Source organism: Myxacorys almedinensis A, assembly GCF_010091945.1.
GTDB classification, from domain to species: Bacteria; Cyanobacteriota; Cyanobacteriia; order Leptolyngbyales; family Leptolyngbyaceae; genus Myxacorys; species Myxacorys almedinensis.
Map to the genome: position 1 here is coordinate 16,984 of NZ_WVIE01000015.1, position 14,410 is coordinate 31,393.

Genomic DNA, 14,410 nt, shown 5'->3' on the forward strand with positions numbered 1-14,410 from the left:
AATGGGTGGATGAGTCGATTCTGAGGTTCTAAGCTATCACCTGCTGCAATGTTGTGGTGAAATCAGGATAGGAAATGGCAGCAGCTTCGGCGCGGTGAATCGTCGTTTTACCTGAGGCATTGAGAGCCGCGATCGCTAAACTCATGGCAATCCGGTGATCGGTATAACTATCGACATCGGTTCCAACTAACGGATACCCGCCCGTAATTTCCAGCCCGTCTGCTCGTTCCGTCACCTTCGCGCCCATGAGATTGAGTTGAGTCGCCATGACGGCGATGCGATCGCTTTCTTTGACCCGCAATTCTGCCGCATCTTCGATCACGGTCGTCCCCGCTGCAAACGCTGCTGCCACCGCCAACACCGGAATTTCATCAATCAACCGAGGAATCAGATCCCCCCCAATTCGGCACGCTTTGAGATGGCTGTGACGCACTCGCAGATCTGCCACAGGTTCACCTGCTACATCGCGCGGATTTTCTAACGTGATGTCGGCTCCCATCGCTTCGAGGGCTTCTAAAACGCCCGTGCGGGTCGGATTGACGCCCACATTTACGATCGTTAAATCAGAGCCAGGAACGATCGCGCCTGCCACCAGCCAAAACGCCGCCGAACTGATGTCCCCAGGCACCACAACGGTTTGACCGCGCAGGGTTGTCCCTCCGGTCACGGTCACGCTTTTCGCGTCAGGATCAACGCTGACTTGGGCACCAAACGCTCTCAGCATCCGCTCGCTGTGATCGCGAGAAATGGCGGGTTCGGTCACAGTTGTTTGCCCGTCTACCATCAGCCCGGCTAGCAGAATGCAGGATTTGACTTGGGCAGAGGCGATCGGCGACTGGTAGTGAATCGGCGTTAGGGCGCGTCCTTGAATGGCTAAGGGAGCTAGCGAGTTTTGCTGTCGTCCCCAAATGTCTGCGCCCATGTGCTGAAGCGGTTTTACGACGCGAGACATCGGACGCGATCGCAGCGACTCATCCCCCGTAACCGTAAAAAAGCGATCAGGATGCGACGCCAAAATTCCCAGCATCAGCCGCAGCGTCGTTCCCGAATTCCCAGCATTTAGCACCTCCATCGGCTCGATCAACTGACCCAAACCGATCCCTCGAACCCGTACTTCTTCGGTATTGAGATCAGAAATATCCGCCCCCATCGCCCGAAAGCAACTCGCCGTACTGCGCGGATCTTCGCCCAACAGCAACCCACGAATGATTGTTTCTCCCTCTGCCAGTGCGCCCAGCATCAGCGCCCGATGGGAAATCGACTTGTCGCCCGGAATTTGCAACCGCCCCCGCAATGGCGACCCTTCCGTAGAGCGCTCGATCACAAGTTCATGTTGAGAAGTTTGAACATTAAGCGCGATCGTGGTCGAATTTGCCATGGGGATCAGATAGACTGACTAGAACGTAAGTAATCCTACCATTCCCCCATGCTGACTCAGCATCGTAAACCTGTTCGCCTGTATATTGTCTCCAGAGATTTGCCGATTTGGTCAGAAGTGGAAACAACAGGGACGATTTATCAGAAAAGCACCGATCAGTTCCATTTGGTCTTAACCGAGCCACGAGTCAATGAATCAGCATCCCGCAGAAAAGGCGGTTCCACCGTAACCACCACCCCGCGGTTGATTTGGCTCGACATTTCCCCCTGCCGCATCGCCATGACCATGCAGGGAGACGGCAAGGTTAGCTATCGCCATTTGTGGCAACGGGGTGTCTATGGCTTTAGCCGCTATTGGTTGCAAGACGACTCAACAAAGCCCAACCCGTCGCTACAACTTCGCAACTTCACCCGCACCCTATGGCTAGAGCAGTCCCCCTTTCCCAAACTATTGCAGCTAGACTATGAGCTTTGGTCAGAAAAGCTGCAACTCGGTAGCTATGTTCTGCATTTAGAAATTTCAGATTAAGCGACGATCGCAAGTCTGGCTCAAAAATTGCGGCTGTTAGGTTGTTCCCTCGTGAGGCAATCATTACCGCTCAGCCGCTATGTTCTAATTTAGTCTTCTAGATTTCAGACCTTTAGTCCTCTAGATTTCAGACCTTTAGTCCTCTAGATTTCAGACCTTTAGATCACAAATCGATCACAAGATCTCAGACCTTTAGATCAAAAATGTCCGCAACTCTTGCTAAGGAAATTGCGGACGCTAGAACCCAATTGAAACTGCACTAAAGCACACTAGCGATAAGCTAGAACGTAAACGTAGTGCGGATCGTGCCGATCACAATGTCATCATTGTTCTGATTATTTCCAGGATTGGTCAACCACACAATTCCAGGAGTAATAGAAATGTTGTCGTTGAGTTGATATTGGTAAAAGCCCTCAATGTGCAGAGAAGAATCACGATCTCTACCCACCAAGTTTCTGAAATTTCCACTACCCCCTTTGACCGTTGGCTCTCTGCCCACAATCACGCCTGCAACGCTGCCTTTCTTACCAAAATCTGGCACGGCTAACCCAACCGCCCAGTTCCAAATATCCAGGTCGCCTCTTGCGCCTGCGGCAAGCGATCGCGCTGTTGTGTAGCCCACATTGCCATTGAGCACCAATCTTGGACTCACTTGGAACGTTGCCGAGATGCCGTAGGCGTTTGCCGAAGTTGGCACATCTGCCCCCAAAATTCCTGCGCCTGCCAGGTTACGGAAATTGGCTCGATCGCTGCCCACACTCCCTTCAGCCGTAAAGTCATTGTTGTAGGCATGGATGTAGGTGAACCCCAGTCCCAAGGCAGGACTCGGTTTAAAGGTTAGCTGCGCGATCGCACCGTAGGGTCCATTAAACAATCCATTGCCGGCCGCCGGATTGCTAGCCGTATCATCGCCTGCCAAGTAGCCCAGGCTCAACTCTAGCGCATCACTAAACTGATGCTGCACGCCTAAACCTTTGCCACCCAGTAGGTAGTAAATCGAGTTGCGGGTTCCAAAGTGGGTGAGCGCTCCGGTTGCACCGTCGCCATCCAAGTAGGGATTGAGCGTGTCAACAAAATCATCGATCGCGCCAGCATTGGCTTCGATGCTAATCGTCGTTCTTTCGCCCAAGGGAAACTGATACAGCAGAGCATCGACGCCGACTTCGTTGCTGCCACCACCCGCAAAGCGGAAATTACCTTGACGGGTTAAGGGATCACCATTTAGGTTGGCAGGCAATTCTGAAATATTTTCAGCCTGGAGCCGAGTAACGAGTAGATCTCTGCCCGTAAAGCTGGTTTCTAAGTTCAGCCGGACGCGATCGCCAAAAATGGTATTTCTAGAAACCCGATCAGTGGTGCCGGTTGCTTGATTGGTAAAGTTTCTGCCTGAGGCAACGCCCGCAACCCCAAAGATCACTTCCCCAGTGAGCTTCGTTGTCGTCGAGAATTGCTGCCGTTCAAGGGTAGTGGTTCGCGCTTCGAGAGCATCCACGCGACCGCGCAACGTGGCGAGTTCTGCCGCAAATTCTTCTTGCAGCTTTTGCAGAGTGGCTAAATCTTCTTTCTTTACCAAGTCGGCAGTAGACGCCGCGATCAGTTCGTTCACGCGATCGAGGCAGGCATTTAGCCCCGCCGCAAACTCGTAGCGAGTGAGGGCACGATTGCCGCGATAAGTGCGATCGGGGTACCCTGCAATGCAGCCATACCGCTCAACGAGAGATTGCAACGCCTGAAACGCCCAATCTGTGGGTCTTACATCAGAAAGTTGCGAAACGGAGGTGACTTGACCCATCGATGGCTTATTGGTACTGAGATCCGCCACGGCTGGAGTCTCATTAGCTAGAGTCTCATCGGCTGCCATGTGCTGGGCAACGACCTTTCCAGTTGACGCAGATTCGACAGACTTAGACACTGAAGCGACCTCAGATGCCTGTGCCCCTGACACCACGGTCAAGCTAGCGGCGGCCAGCAGCAGAGGCTGAAGCCAGAGAATGCTGTAAAAACGGTTTGACATGATGTTGCCTTGGTCTCACACCTAAAAGAACTGAAAACGGCTACTCAGTAGCTCTTCTTAAACTACCCGAAGGAAATTCTAAAATATATTACGATAATCATACTCATTCTCGCTACCCATGCCTCTCGTGATAAGCGCGTCCTGTCATGTAGGTTTAATTCATTCTGAGAACTATTGTCAAGAACATGACAAGAACGATTTTCCAAAGTAGTGAAAAAAGCTGAAATTTAGAAAGCAATTTTCAACCCTCTCTCCACCAAAACCAGTACAAAATTCTGTTCAGTAAATACTGATAGAGCGCTGCTTTAGAGGCGGACAATGCTTAACCTTTGGAGACGGAAAAACTGCTATTACTTTACATCAATTAGCGGGTTCTTCAAATGCGGGGTGGGGGGATCAATTGCGAAACTGTTTGCTTAAATCTATCTGCCAGACCCCCTACAGTCTGAAATCTAAGCGACAAATTCTTGAAGTAAACTACCCTAGCCTTTGCTCACAGAAGCGCGGGCTCTAGTGCAGAAGAGATGCGATCGCGATTTCTACGCAATTTTCAGGGTTGCCCAATCTGGCTATACATCGATTGCTGCCCCAATCCAGCCCCAATCCATGAGTGCCCAAGGGTACTCAGCCTTGAGTATTGGTTGAGTTGACAGGCGGCGTTTCTCCATCGCTGACCTGAGAAGAATCGAGTTGATTTAAAAGTTTGAGACCTTTAACACGGTTAGTGGAGTTATCCTGGGGCTGTTGCTTGAGCCATGCGATCGCTTGGGCTTTCCCTCGCTTGGCAGCAACTCGCAATGCCGCCCACGTTTGGACATCCGTGCGGGCAGGGTTTACTTGCAAGGCGGCATCAATGCGTTTTTTAATGCGACCCGAATCAAATTTCAGCAGATCTAACACGTCATCGAGATCGTCCGCCGACGTGTGGATCACATACGTCGCCTTTGCCCAGCGCCCATCGATCAGATGGGCTAGCACCTGCTGGCTAGCGCTAGCCCACGGTTGATCCGCTTGAGTTTTGGTAATCTTGGCATGGCGAGCCACCAAATCAAGCTGAGCTTGGGCGGTATCCGTCCACTCTTTGATCCGCTGCTTTCGCACAGACTGGATCACTTCAAGAGCAGGCGACCATAGACCACTGCGCGCTAAAAATAAAGCATCCTTAAAAGCGCCACTGTCGATCGGAGATTTGTTGAGCGAAACAGGCTGTAGCTCAAACGGAACCCCTTTAGACTTGCGAGGCACAAGCTGATAAACCTGAAAGTCTGGCTCTAGGGCAACGGTGCGATCCACAAGCAGTTCGGGCGCACGACCTTTGCGAACCTTTTGCCAAGTTGGAGTCTGCCCGGTGGGGCTTGTCCAACTGATCAAGCCGCTGATGGTCGTGGAAACCGGGTTATAGTACACCACCGAGCCATAGACGATGGTAGAATCGCCTTTACGAGTTTTTCCGGCAAGATTGAGCCAGATGCCTTGAGCCGCAACGATATTTTTGCCCAGTTCCGGAGGGTTGTCATAACGTTCGACGATCGTATAGGGCAAGGTGTCGCGGCTGCCTGCCTCCGCCACCCGCGACTCTACTAACGGCTCTAGCACAAACGACTCTTCAACCTCGTTGATCCCTAGAACATTAATAAACTGAAGCGCTTCTTTTTTCTGGGGCGTGGGGTTTAGAACCCTACGGTAGACGCGCACTTCGCTCAAGCGGTGGGGACAACGCGCCCCTTCAACCAAACTCGCCGGGTTGGAACAGTTGGTTTCGCGGCGAAAAATGGGCAACAGCAGATCCACGGTTTGCTTGGCAGCTTTTCCAGGACTCTCTACACGAATCTGGTCGCCCGCGCTGAGACCGTTTCGTTTGAGGTCTGATTGAACTTCGGCTAATGTTTTTGGATCATCCCACACCGAGAGCGGAATCCTTGCGCCTTCAGGGAGGTAGCGATTCATCCAGGCAACAGATTTTGGGTCGATGATGAATTGAAAACTTGCCCAAGCACTGCCTGCCACAAGTCCAGAGGCGCTGAGCATGATCAACCCCACCCCCCAAGTGCCGAAGCGGGGAAGCGAGATTCTAGAGAGACGGAATCGTTTCATGACTCAGCAAGGAGCAACAGCATAGATGGAGCAGCGATCGCAGTAACCCCCACTGGGAATGACACCCCTCTTCTGAATGGTATATGGACACAGAGAAATTAGAACATTTTTCCCTCTAAGACTTTCAAATATCGCTGCCCTGCCCGTTCCCACGTATAGTCTGACTCGACGAGCGATCGCGCCGTGTGTGAAAGCTGCGATCGCAGCGTGGGGTCTTCAAATAACCGTGAGATCGCCTGGACATACTCTGGCATAGAATTGGCTCTGAGCGCCCGTAGCGGAGTGTTTGCCCCATCTACCACCAGCCCTTCTAAGCCGCGATCGCTGGCAACAACCGGCGCTCCGGCTGCCATTGCTTCTAGCGTTTTATTTTTGATTCCATATCCGGTTCGCATCGGAATCACACACACCGTTGCTTGATGTAAATACTCTGCCATGGAGGGCACTTGTCCAGTCACGACGATACCCGGTTGCTCACCCAGGTTCTGAATGTCTGCGGTAGGGCGAGAGCCAACTAGCGCCAGGGTTGTGTCGGGGTAGTGTTCTCGAAGGGCGGGTAAGATGTTTAAACTCAAGAATTTAGCTGCATCGATGTTGGCGAGATTGTCCATTGCGCCAATAAATACGAGGTGATGCCCCCCCGGATCAGCCGCTCGGTAAGGAAACGCAGAAAAATCTACGCCGTTGGGAATGACCTCAATGCTAGCGGTTGGATCAAAGGCATAAAGCTGATTTCGGTCATCGTCTGTTGTGACTACGAGATGGCAAAACTTTTTGCAGTAGCGCTGTTCGTAGCGCTTTAAAAGCGGCAAGTTTAAGCGATCGCGCCAAACCTGTTCAGACGTGCCGGTTTGCAACTGATTTCGACACGATCCATAAACTGAACTGTGGACATTCACCACCGTCCGCAACTGCTGCCGAAATTCTGGGCGCACATACCGTTCATTCACACTATGTTCACAGGTGATCACCTCAAACCGTTGCTTTTGCACGGCGCGGTCAATCCAGGCTTGCATCTCGGCTGAATGCTGGGCTAGTACACTGGGCGGCGTTCCTTGCTGCAAAAAGCTGGCAAACCGAGTTACCTTTCCGGCAAGCCCAGACGAGGAACCCGTGTGAGGACGGGGAAAAACCACCAACTCGGTGACGCGATCGCGCAGGGTGGCAACCTCGGCATCGGTCACATCGTCAGTGCGTTGAGTGAGAACCGTAACGGGATGAAACTGTTGCAGATAGTTCAACAGGTGAAACGTCCGAACTTGGGTTCCACCTTTGGTGGGGGGGTAGGGAAAAGTAGCAGACACCATCAAAATATTCATGGAGGCATTTCCTTAGACGTGCCGTGAGACGAATTGCCATTCACGGGAATACTGACGATATCCAGAGTTCCCAATAAGTTGCCCTGTTTTTGAGCCTAAATTGATTTCAACGTGATAGGAGAATGGGTATGCCTTCGTTTGGGCTGTATACGCTGGCTAACGATACTGTATTTGATCAATTTGTAGCATTGATCAATAGCATTGAAGAAAATGTTGGCTCCGATATTCCTATTTGTGTTATTCCTTACAATCGCAATATTGAAAATATTCAGCGTGAAATTAGCACTCGTAACAACGTTACCTTATTTGAAAACTGGTTAGCGATCGAGCGGTGGGATAACTTTTTTAATAGCGTTTGGCAGTTTCATCCGCGCACAAAGGACTCGAAATTAAACCGTCCGGGGTGGTATGGCGGATTCGTGCATCGCAAGTTTGCTGCTTTTGAGGGCAATTTTGATCGATTTGTCTTCTACAATGCTGACACGCTCGCCATGAAGCCGCTCGATGATATGGTCAGCCAGCTTCACCATTACGACCTGGTTTTTAACGATTGGGAACACACAAAACGACGGGATCTCACAGAACTCAATCTAGATGTGATCGAACCTGCGATCGGGCTGCAAGAAGCAGAAATTCGTCCGTTATTACACTGTGATCGTTTCTTCGCAGCGCGGCGCGGCATGTTTAACGATGTGTCACTGATGCAGTTGAAAAAGCGATTGGTAGAAGATAACCAACTCCAGTGGATTCGCGATCGCTCGTGGTGGTCAAGTTCAGCGATGTTCAATTATCTAACGTTGGCTCAAGACTGCACCGTGTTCAACGTTACGCTTAGCCCCAACGAGTCAGCGCGAACCGGAAATTGCGCGAATGCCGATCTGTTCGTCAATCAAGACAACGTTCTCTACAACGCAGATGGGTTAAAGCCGATTCATCGCATTCATTATACGAGCTATGCTTCGAGGGATTTTGCGCGATTGTGCGGGGGCGAAGATGTGGATATTCCGCACAAAGATGTCTTTTTGCACTATCGCTTTCTCAAGACTCCCGATCAAAAACCTCAAGCTTTGGTGGCTCCAAAAGCGACGACTAAGCTGCTGCGGTTGCTTCGCAGTTCCCGAAGGGTAATCGCTGCACACCAATATTTCTAAGCTCAAAAAACTTGTTCAGGTATAATGTCAACCTCCAGCCCACAATGCCCAAAATTAGCATCTGCATTCCTACCTTTAACCGCGCTCACTTGTTGCCGTTTGCGATCGAAAGTGTTGTTGAGCAAACAGAGCAAGATTGGGAACTAATCGTGTGTGATGATGGCTCTAGCGATCGCACCCCCGAATTGCTCGCAACCTACCTAGACACCCGAATTCACTACATTCGCCATCCCAAAAATATTGGCAAAAGCAACAACATGCGCTCTGGGTTTGAGGCAGCAACCGGAGCCTACTTCATCAAGTTTGACGACGACGATCGCTTGACCCCAAACTTTTTATCTCAGACAAGCCAGATTTTAGATCGCTCACCCACCCTCGATTTTGTGGGCACGGATCATTGGATCATTGATTCGCACCATCAGCGCGATGAAGCTGCCACCGAGCAAAATTCTCAGCAGTGGGGGAGAACAAATTTGCCCACAGGTGTGGTTGCCAACTTATTAGAAGTGGTGTTTGTCAACCAAAGCTTTCAAATTGGCGCGACGTTGTTTCGGCGACAGGCACTGCTGGATCTGGGATACATGCGCCCCAATATCCAAAACTGCGAAGATAACGATCTGTTGGTTCGGCTAGCGATCGCGCATAAGCAAGGCTATTATCTGCCCCAACGCCTGATGGAATATCGCGTTCATCCGGAACAACAGGGCATCGATCGCGCCATTCCCTACCTAAAAGACAAACTGAAGTATTTACAGAACTTCCAATTTGAGCAAGAGCCATTGGAAAAAGTGCGACGATCGCGCCTCGCTGAAACTCAATTACTGTTGGGACTGCGATTGATTGAAAAAGGCGAAACGCAGGTTGGGAGAGACCTTGTGAGCGCTGGAAGATCGGCTTCAACCTCAAAAGCGCTAACCGGAATGGCGCTTTCTGTGCTGCCGCTTGGGGTGCGATCGCGCGCCTTTAACTTGATTCGCCAAACCCGGTAAATTTAAGGCGACACGATGGCAAGACAGATTAAAAATAGACGCGGCATAGGCTCACGAATAAACGTCGCTCGACAGCATCACAAACCGTCAGAACCCAACAGAGACGCTCCTCCAGCCTTTGGCGAAACAGATCGCAGGTGTTCCCAATCTTTTAGCAAAACCTCGCCCCACTTTGCCGCCAAATTTACCTGCGTAAACGGCACTCGCACCGACGACTGAGGCATCTCAAACTCTAACTCGATTGATTTTCCTCGCTCTGGCGGGGCTTGCATATCAACCGCTTGCCGATTGACCAGCAGCCGAATTGCCTGCACATCGTTGAGTGAGAAGGTTTGAGTTTGCACAATGCCCCTGCGAGTTGCTTTTCCCCAGGTCAACTCGTCGCCCTTTTGCGCCAACACCGAGTAAATGTCAAACTTCGCGCGATCATAGTGATCCGCCCATTGCCGATAAGTTTCTAGCTTTTGATATTCGTTCCAGCCTGCCCACGCTAGCCCGATAAATACAGCCAGCAGCGGGAGCCATAAAAGTCCGTGAATCATACCTAACGAGAGTCATTAAGAATTAGAAAAATTTAGCCTCTAAGATCATGGTATCTCGGTAAAACATTTAGTTTTGCGTCATCACCCCTTTTTCCTGCCGCATCCGTCTAATGGCTGCGCTATGTTGGAGTTCAACTTCGACGTTTGATAGAGAACTGGTTGGTAGAAAACTATTGATAGAGGACTATGAGAAAGTTTCTGATCATCGGCTTGTGCGTGGTGGGCTTGGGATGGGCGATGTCTAACTTTGCAGGACTCGCCGCCAAAGGGGTGTATGAGCGCATTGTGCTGGATTTTAGAGAAGACGTAGGAACGGCTGAAATTCAGAACCAGGTCAATGCGATCGCAACTCAATTCAACGTCCGTCCTCAACTCAACAGCCGCTTTTCCCAAGCTGATCACCTCTACATCGTCGAGGGCGATCGCCAGCTTCTCAAAGCGCTGAGACGTTCCCCTATTTCTAAATACACCGAATATATTGAGCCTGACTATATTTACAGCATTCCCGAAGCAACCCAAGCATCAGGATTTACCCCATCGCCCAGCCTACCTAACGTTGGGCAAGCTCCTAATGATCCGCTCTACAGCAGACAGTGGAACCTTCACAACATCAACATTGAGGCAGGATGGGCAGAAACCAAAGGCAGTGGCATTACCGTTGCCGTGATTGATACCGGAATTTCTCAAGTTCCAGATCTCAACGAAACAAAAATAGTCGCTGGCTACGATTTTGTTGGCGATCGCGACACTGCCGCCGATGACAATGGACACGGCACCCACGTTGCGGGAACGATCGCCCAATCCACCAACAATGGCATTGGCGTTGCCGGAATTGCCCACGAAGCCTCTCTCATGCCGCTCAAAGTCTTAAGCGCTAGCGGCGGCGGCACCGTTGCCGACATTGCCGAAGCGATCCGATTTGCCGCAGACCACGACGCCACGGTGATCAACATGAGTTTGGGCGGCGGCGGTGAAAGCAGTGCAATGCGAGAAGCGATCGCTTATGCCCATAAAAAAGGAGTCGTCGTCATTGCCGCTGCCGGAAACTCTGGGCGCAATGCGGCAGACTATCCGGCTCGCTATCCCTACGTGATTGGAGTTGGCGCATTGGGGGCAGCAGGCGAGAAAACGCCTTACTCAAACTTTGGTGCAGGCGTGGATATCTCGGCTCCTGGGGGTGACACCTCAACCGGAGAAGCAGGAGGGATTTTGCAAAATACGATCAACCCTCAGACCGGAGAATCGATTTTTGCTGCCTTTCAAGGAACCAGCATGGCGGCTCCCCACGTTGCAGGCGTAGCCGTTCTGATCGAAGCGACGGGCGTCAAAACCCCGGATGAAGTAGAAGCTGTTCTTGCCAAATCGGCACGTCAAGTTCAAGACGATCCTTTAAATCACTTTGGGGCAGGTAAGCTAGATGCGGCGGCGGCAGTGAGCCTGGCGCTTAAAGGCAAGATCACATTCAACGATTTCTTCCGATGGTTGCGGGACAATGGCTACCTCAATCCGCGCTTTTGGATCGATGGCGGCGCAGTGGCACTGCTGCCCAAACTAGCGATGGTAGTCGGCTCTTATTTGTTGGCGTGGTTTCTCCGCAGCTACTTTCCTTTTACGTGGAGTTGGTCGCTGGCAACAGGCTTGATCACTGGAAGTTCTGGATTCTTTTTGGTTAGAGGAGTTTATTTGTTTGATGTGCCTCAGTATCCCTTTCGCCTGCTCGGAAGCTCGCTCCCGGAGATCGGAAGTGCCGTCCAGGGGAGCAGTGCTCTCAACCCTATTTCTGCCAGTGTGCTGATTCCGGCAGTGCTGCTTGCGCTACTGTTAGGGCATCAGCAGTGGAAGTGGTTTGCGATCGGGTCTTCGATCGGCGTCTCTGCTTGTCTCGGAATCAGTGCGGTGATCGATCCGACCTTGATGTGGCTCGGCGGGGGCGCGATCGCTCGCCTCTACCTGATCGTTAACGCGCTTCTCTGCTTTGGCTTGGCTCGGCTCGCAATCAAACCAAAGGACACACTCGCATGACTCTTACAGGTGTAATTCAGCGTAAAGGTTTTGGAACCGGAACTTGGGCACTCGATGCCGATGATGGCAAGTCCTACGAACTTCATCACCCACCGAGTGATCTTCAAAAGGTGGGTCTCAAGGTCAAAATTGATGGGCAAATTCGTGAGGATGTGATGACGATCGCGATGATTGGTCCAGTTTTAGAGGTTCAGTCGTTCACTGTTCTCTAACCTGCAATGTGCTTTAAACAACTGCTTATCGAGAACTTGTTTGCCTGGCTCAAGCCATATCGAGCTATTGCTACCCACGATGATCAGCGAGGTGCTCAGCGAGCAACGAAGGTTTTGGATGCACTCTATCTCGCTGCTGCTGTCGTTTGGCTCAGTTGATCACACTCCTAGAAAAAATCGTAATGTGTAGTGGCTGATTGAGCACAGACTACCCATTACGACTGAGTTGGAGGAAAGGTTTCATGAAATCTTCAGCAGTGGCGTCACTGCCCACCCATGACTTCTTTGCCAAACAGCTATTTTCCCGATCGGCTCTTGTACTATGAAGGAAAGTTTATAGGAACGACAGAACTATGAGTGCTGCAAGCAGTTCAAGAATTAAATTTGGAACCGACGGTTGGCGCGGCATTATTGCCGATGACTTCACTTTTTCTAACGTCTGCAAAGCTACCCGCGCGATCGCCAGCTATCTCGAAACCGCTTATTCAAAAGACCGTCCTGTGTTGGTCTCTTACGACACTCGCTTTTTAGCCGATCAATTTGCCCACACTGCCGCTGGTGTGTTAGCCGACTTGGGCTGGACGGTCAAAGTTGTCGATCGCGATTGCCCGACGCCCGTGATTGCCTACAACGCCCGGCACCTCAACTCAGCAGGCGCACTGATGTTTACGGCAAGTCACAATCCGGCTCCCTACTGCGGCATCAAATACATTCCCGATTATGCAGGCCCAGCAACGACAGAAATTACCGATACGATCGTGGCAAATTTAGAAAATGCCTCAGACGCGATGCCAAGTGGCAAGAGCGCTGACAAAATTTCCACCTTTGATCCCAAGCCTGTATATCTCAAATTTATCTACAGCATTCTAGATGTAGAGCGCATTCGCAGCGCCAAGTTGAAGGTCAAATATGACGCGCTTTACTCCACCTCACGCGGCTATTTAGACACGGTTTTAGAGCATTGCGGCTGCGAAACCGAAAGTTTTAACACCTATCGGGATGTGTTGTTTGGCGGCGGAATGCCTGAACCTAAGGGCGAACAGCTAGAAGGGTTGGTTGAAGCTGTCAAAAAAGACCATGCGGATTTGGGCTTAGCCACCGATGGCGATAGCGATCGCTTCGGCATCATTGATGAACAGGGGACGTTTCTCACGCCCAACACTGTTTTGCTGTTGCTTGCCCGTCACCTCGTTAAAAATAAAGGTAAAAAAGGCGCGATCGTGCGTACCGTGGCAACGACTCACTTGCTTGATAACTTTGCAACCAAGTATGACCTAGACTTGTATGAAACGCCGGTTGGCTTTAAGTATGTTGGTCAGAAAATGCGTGAAACTACGGTGCTAATTGGGGGTGAAGAATCGGGTGGGCTGAGCGTGATTGGGCATATTCCCGAAAAAGATGGGGTGTTGGCAGATATGCTCGTGGCAGAAGCGATCGCTTACGAAGGCAAACCGCTCAGTCAGTTGGTGCAAGAAGCGATCGCAGAAGCCGATGGGCCGCTTTACAACAACCGCCTCGACATGCACCTGACCAATGAACACAAAGAGGCAGTTTTAGAATCCGTTACTAAAAATCCGCCCTCTAACATTGCCAATATCGGGGTTAAAGAAGTTGGTCGCAAAGATGGCATCAAGCTATATCTAGAAGAGGGAAGCTGGGTGCTGCTGCGTCCGTCTGGAACCGAACCCCTAATCCGGGTGTATATCGAAACCAACTCTCCTGAAAAAATGGAGCAAATCTCTGAGTATATGGAGAAAATGATTCACCAAATTGAACCTGTTGCTGTGTAAACCTCTTAACGGGAACAGACGAGCCATCTGTTCCCGCTTTCTTTGCTTATGAAATCCCTTGCGACTCTGATTACGGCTTGCATTTTAGGCGGTTGGGTTGCTGCGATCGCTCTAATCTCCGTTCAAAATGCCGCCCCCGTTTCCTTTCGCTTTCTCACCTTCCAAACGATCGAACTGCCGTTTGGCTTAGTGCTAGCGTTTAGCACCGCCCTCGGTATGATTGGGGCAGCGATCGTTCAACCCCTGCTCGGCTCTTCCCCTGCTGCGTCTGACAGGGAAAACGACTAGTGGTCTGTCAAGGTTGAAATGAGGGTCTAGGGTCGATGGGTGGGCGGTAGATGGGTAGTCTGGAAACCGGAACCATCGACTCA

Annotated in this window: 12 protein-coding genes; 7 read left to right on the top strand and 5 right to left on the bottom strand. The window is 51.1% G+C overall.

Going from position 1 to position 14,410, the window contains the following annotated elements:
• Nucleotides 1–28 precede the first annotated feature (28 nt).
• A complete protein-coding gene (aroA, locus tag GS601_RS13600; protein ID WP_162423836.1) occupies nucleotides 29–1,378 on the bottom strand; it encodes a 3-phosphoshikimate 1-carboxyvinyltransferase in 1,350 nt (449 codons plus the stop codon).
• A gap of 48 nt (nucleotides 1,379–1,426) precedes the next feature.
• Here aroA and GS601_RS13605 point away from each other — a divergent pair, with 48 nt between their 5' ends.
• Complete coding sequence (locus GS601_RS13605) at nucleotides 1,427–1,906, top strand: hypothetical protein (protein ID WP_162423837.1); 480 nt, start codon at nucleotides 1,427–1,429, stop codon at nucleotides 1,904–1,906.
• A gap of 280 nt (nucleotides 1,907–2,186) precedes the next feature.
• On the opposite strand, the gene GS601_RS13610 is transcribed toward GS601_RS13605, so the two are convergent.
• The 3 genes from GS601_RS13610 to GS601_RS13620 form a co-directional block, all read right to left on the bottom strand.
• On the bottom strand, nucleotides 2,187–3,920 hold the full coding sequence (locus GS601_RS13610; protein WP_162423838.1) for an iron uptake porin: 1,734 nt from the start codon (nucleotides 3,918–3,920) through the stop codon (nucleotides 2,187–2,189).
• Between the two features lie 624 nt (nucleotides 3,921–4,544).
• The gene (locus GS601_RS13615) at nucleotides 4,545–6,014 is read right to left on the bottom strand and encodes a hypothetical protein (protein WP_162423839.1); all 1,470 of its coding nucleotides are present in this window, start codon (nucleotides 6,012–6,014) and stop codon (nucleotides 4,545–4,547) included.
• 98 nt (nucleotides 6,015–6,112) lie between these two features.
• Nucleotides 6,113–7,333, bottom strand: coding sequence for a glycosyltransferase family 4 protein (locus GS601_RS13620; RefSeq protein ID WP_162423840.1), 1,221 nt, complete (start codon nucleotides 7,331–7,333; stop codon nucleotides 6,113–6,115).
• A 128-nt stretch (nucleotides 7,334–7,461) separates the two neighbouring features.
• Here GS601_RS13620 and GS601_RS13625 point away from each other — a divergent pair, with 128 nt between their 5' ends.
• A complete protein-coding gene (locus GS601_RS13625; RefSeq protein WP_162423841.1) occupies nucleotides 7,462–8,484 on the top strand; it encodes an Npun_R2821/Npun_R2822 family protein in 1,023 nt (340 codons plus the stop codon).
• Nucleotides 8,485–8,528: 44 nt separating this feature from the next.
• Entirely contained in the window at nucleotides 8,529–9,473 is a 945-nt protein-coding gene (locus GS601_RS13630; protein WP_162423842.1) for a glycosyltransferase family 2 protein, read from the top strand.
• A gap of 77 nt (nucleotides 9,474–9,550) precedes the next feature.
• Here the strand turns inward: GS601_RS13630 and GS601_RS13635 are convergent, their stop codons facing one another.
• A complete protein-coding gene (locus GS601_RS13635; protein ID WP_162423843.1) occupies nucleotides 9,551–10,015 on the bottom strand; it encodes a hypothetical protein in 465 nt (154 codons plus the stop codon).
• A gap of 186 nt (nucleotides 10,016–10,201) precedes the next feature.
• On the opposite strand from GS601_RS13635, the gene GS601_RS13640 reads away from it, so the two are divergent.
• The 4 genes from GS601_RS13640 (at nucleotide 10,202) to GS601_RS13655 (ending at nucleotide 14,327) form a co-directional block, all read left to right on the top strand.
• Nucleotides 10,202–12,037, top strand: a complete 1,836-nt coding sequence (locus tag GS601_RS13640; RefSeq protein WP_162423844.1) for a S8 family peptidase — start codon at nucleotides 10,202–10,204, stop codon at nucleotides 12,035–12,037.
• A complete protein-coding gene (locus GS601_RS13645) occupies nucleotides 12,034–12,249 on the top strand; it encodes a hypothetical protein (RefSeq protein WP_162423845.1) in 216 nt (71 codons plus the stop codon). The genes GS601_RS13640 and GS601_RS13645 overlap by 4 nt, the downstream gene beginning before the upstream one ends.
• Before the next feature lie 353 nt (nucleotides 12,250–12,602).
• On the top strand, nucleotides 12,603–14,039 hold the full coding sequence (locus GS601_RS13650; protein ID WP_162423846.1) for a phosphoglucomutase/phosphomannomutase family protein: 1,437 nt from the start codon (nucleotides 12,603–12,605) through the stop codon (nucleotides 14,037–14,039).
• A gap of 48 nt (nucleotides 14,040–14,087) precedes the next feature.
• Nucleotides 14,088–14,327, top strand: coding sequence for a LapA family protein (locus tag GS601_RS13655; protein WP_162423847.1), 240 nt, complete (start codon nucleotides 14,088–14,090; stop codon nucleotides 14,325–14,327).
• The last annotated feature ends 83 nt before the right edge of the window (nucleotides 14,328–14,410 follow it).

What these genes read in the sequence shown, in the direction of transcription:
- GS601_RS13640 (WP_162423844.1), top strand. Translation starts at nt 10,202, where the DNA reads ATGAGAAAGTTTCTGATCATCGGCTTGTGCGTGGTGGGCTTGGGATGG.
- GS601_RS13625 (WP_162423841.1), top strand. Translation starts at nt 7,462, where the DNA reads ATGCCTTCGTTTGGGCTGTATACGCTGGCTAACGATACTGTATTTGAT.
- GS601_RS13655 (WP_162423847.1), top strand. Translation starts at nt 14,088, where the DNA reads ATGAAATCCCTTGCGACTCTGATTACGGCTTGCATTTTAGGCGGTTGG.
- aroA (WP_162423836.1), bottom strand. Translation starts at nt 1,378, where the DNA reads ATGGCAAATTCGACCACGATCGCGCTTAATGTTCAAACTTCTCAACAT.
- GS601_RS13645 (WP_162423845.1), top strand. Translation starts at nt 12,034, where the DNA reads ATGACTCTTACAGGTGTAATTCAGCGTAAAGGTTTTGGAACCGGAACT.
- GS601_RS13615 (WP_162423839.1), bottom strand. Translation starts at nt 6,014, where the DNA reads ATGAAACGATTCCGTCTCTCTAGAATCTCGCTTCCCCGCTTCGGCACT.
- GS601_RS13605 (WP_162423837.1), top strand. Translation starts at nt 1,427, where the DNA reads ATGCTGACTCAGCATCGTAAACCTGTTCGCCTGTATATTGTCTCCAGA.
- GS601_RS13650 (WP_162423846.1), top strand. Translation starts at nt 12,603, where the DNA reads ATGAGTGCTGCAAGCAGTTCAAGAATTAAATTTGGAACCGACGGTTGG.
- GS601_RS13635 (WP_162423843.1), bottom strand. Translation starts at nt 10,015, where the DNA reads ATGATTCACGGACTTTTATGGCTCCCGCTGCTGGCTGTATTTATCGGG.
- GS601_RS13620 (WP_162423840.1), bottom strand. Translation starts at nt 7,333, where the DNA reads ATGAATATTTTGATGGTGTCTGCTACTTTTCCCTACCCCCCCACCAAA.
- GS601_RS13610 (WP_162423838.1), bottom strand. Translation starts at nt 3,920, where the DNA reads ATGTCAAACCGTTTTTACAGCATTCTCTGGCTTCAGCCTCTGCTGCTG.
- GS601_RS13630 (WP_162423842.1), top strand. Translation starts at nt 8,529, where the DNA reads ATGCCCAAAATTAGCATCTGCATTCCTACCTTTAACCGCGCTCACTTG.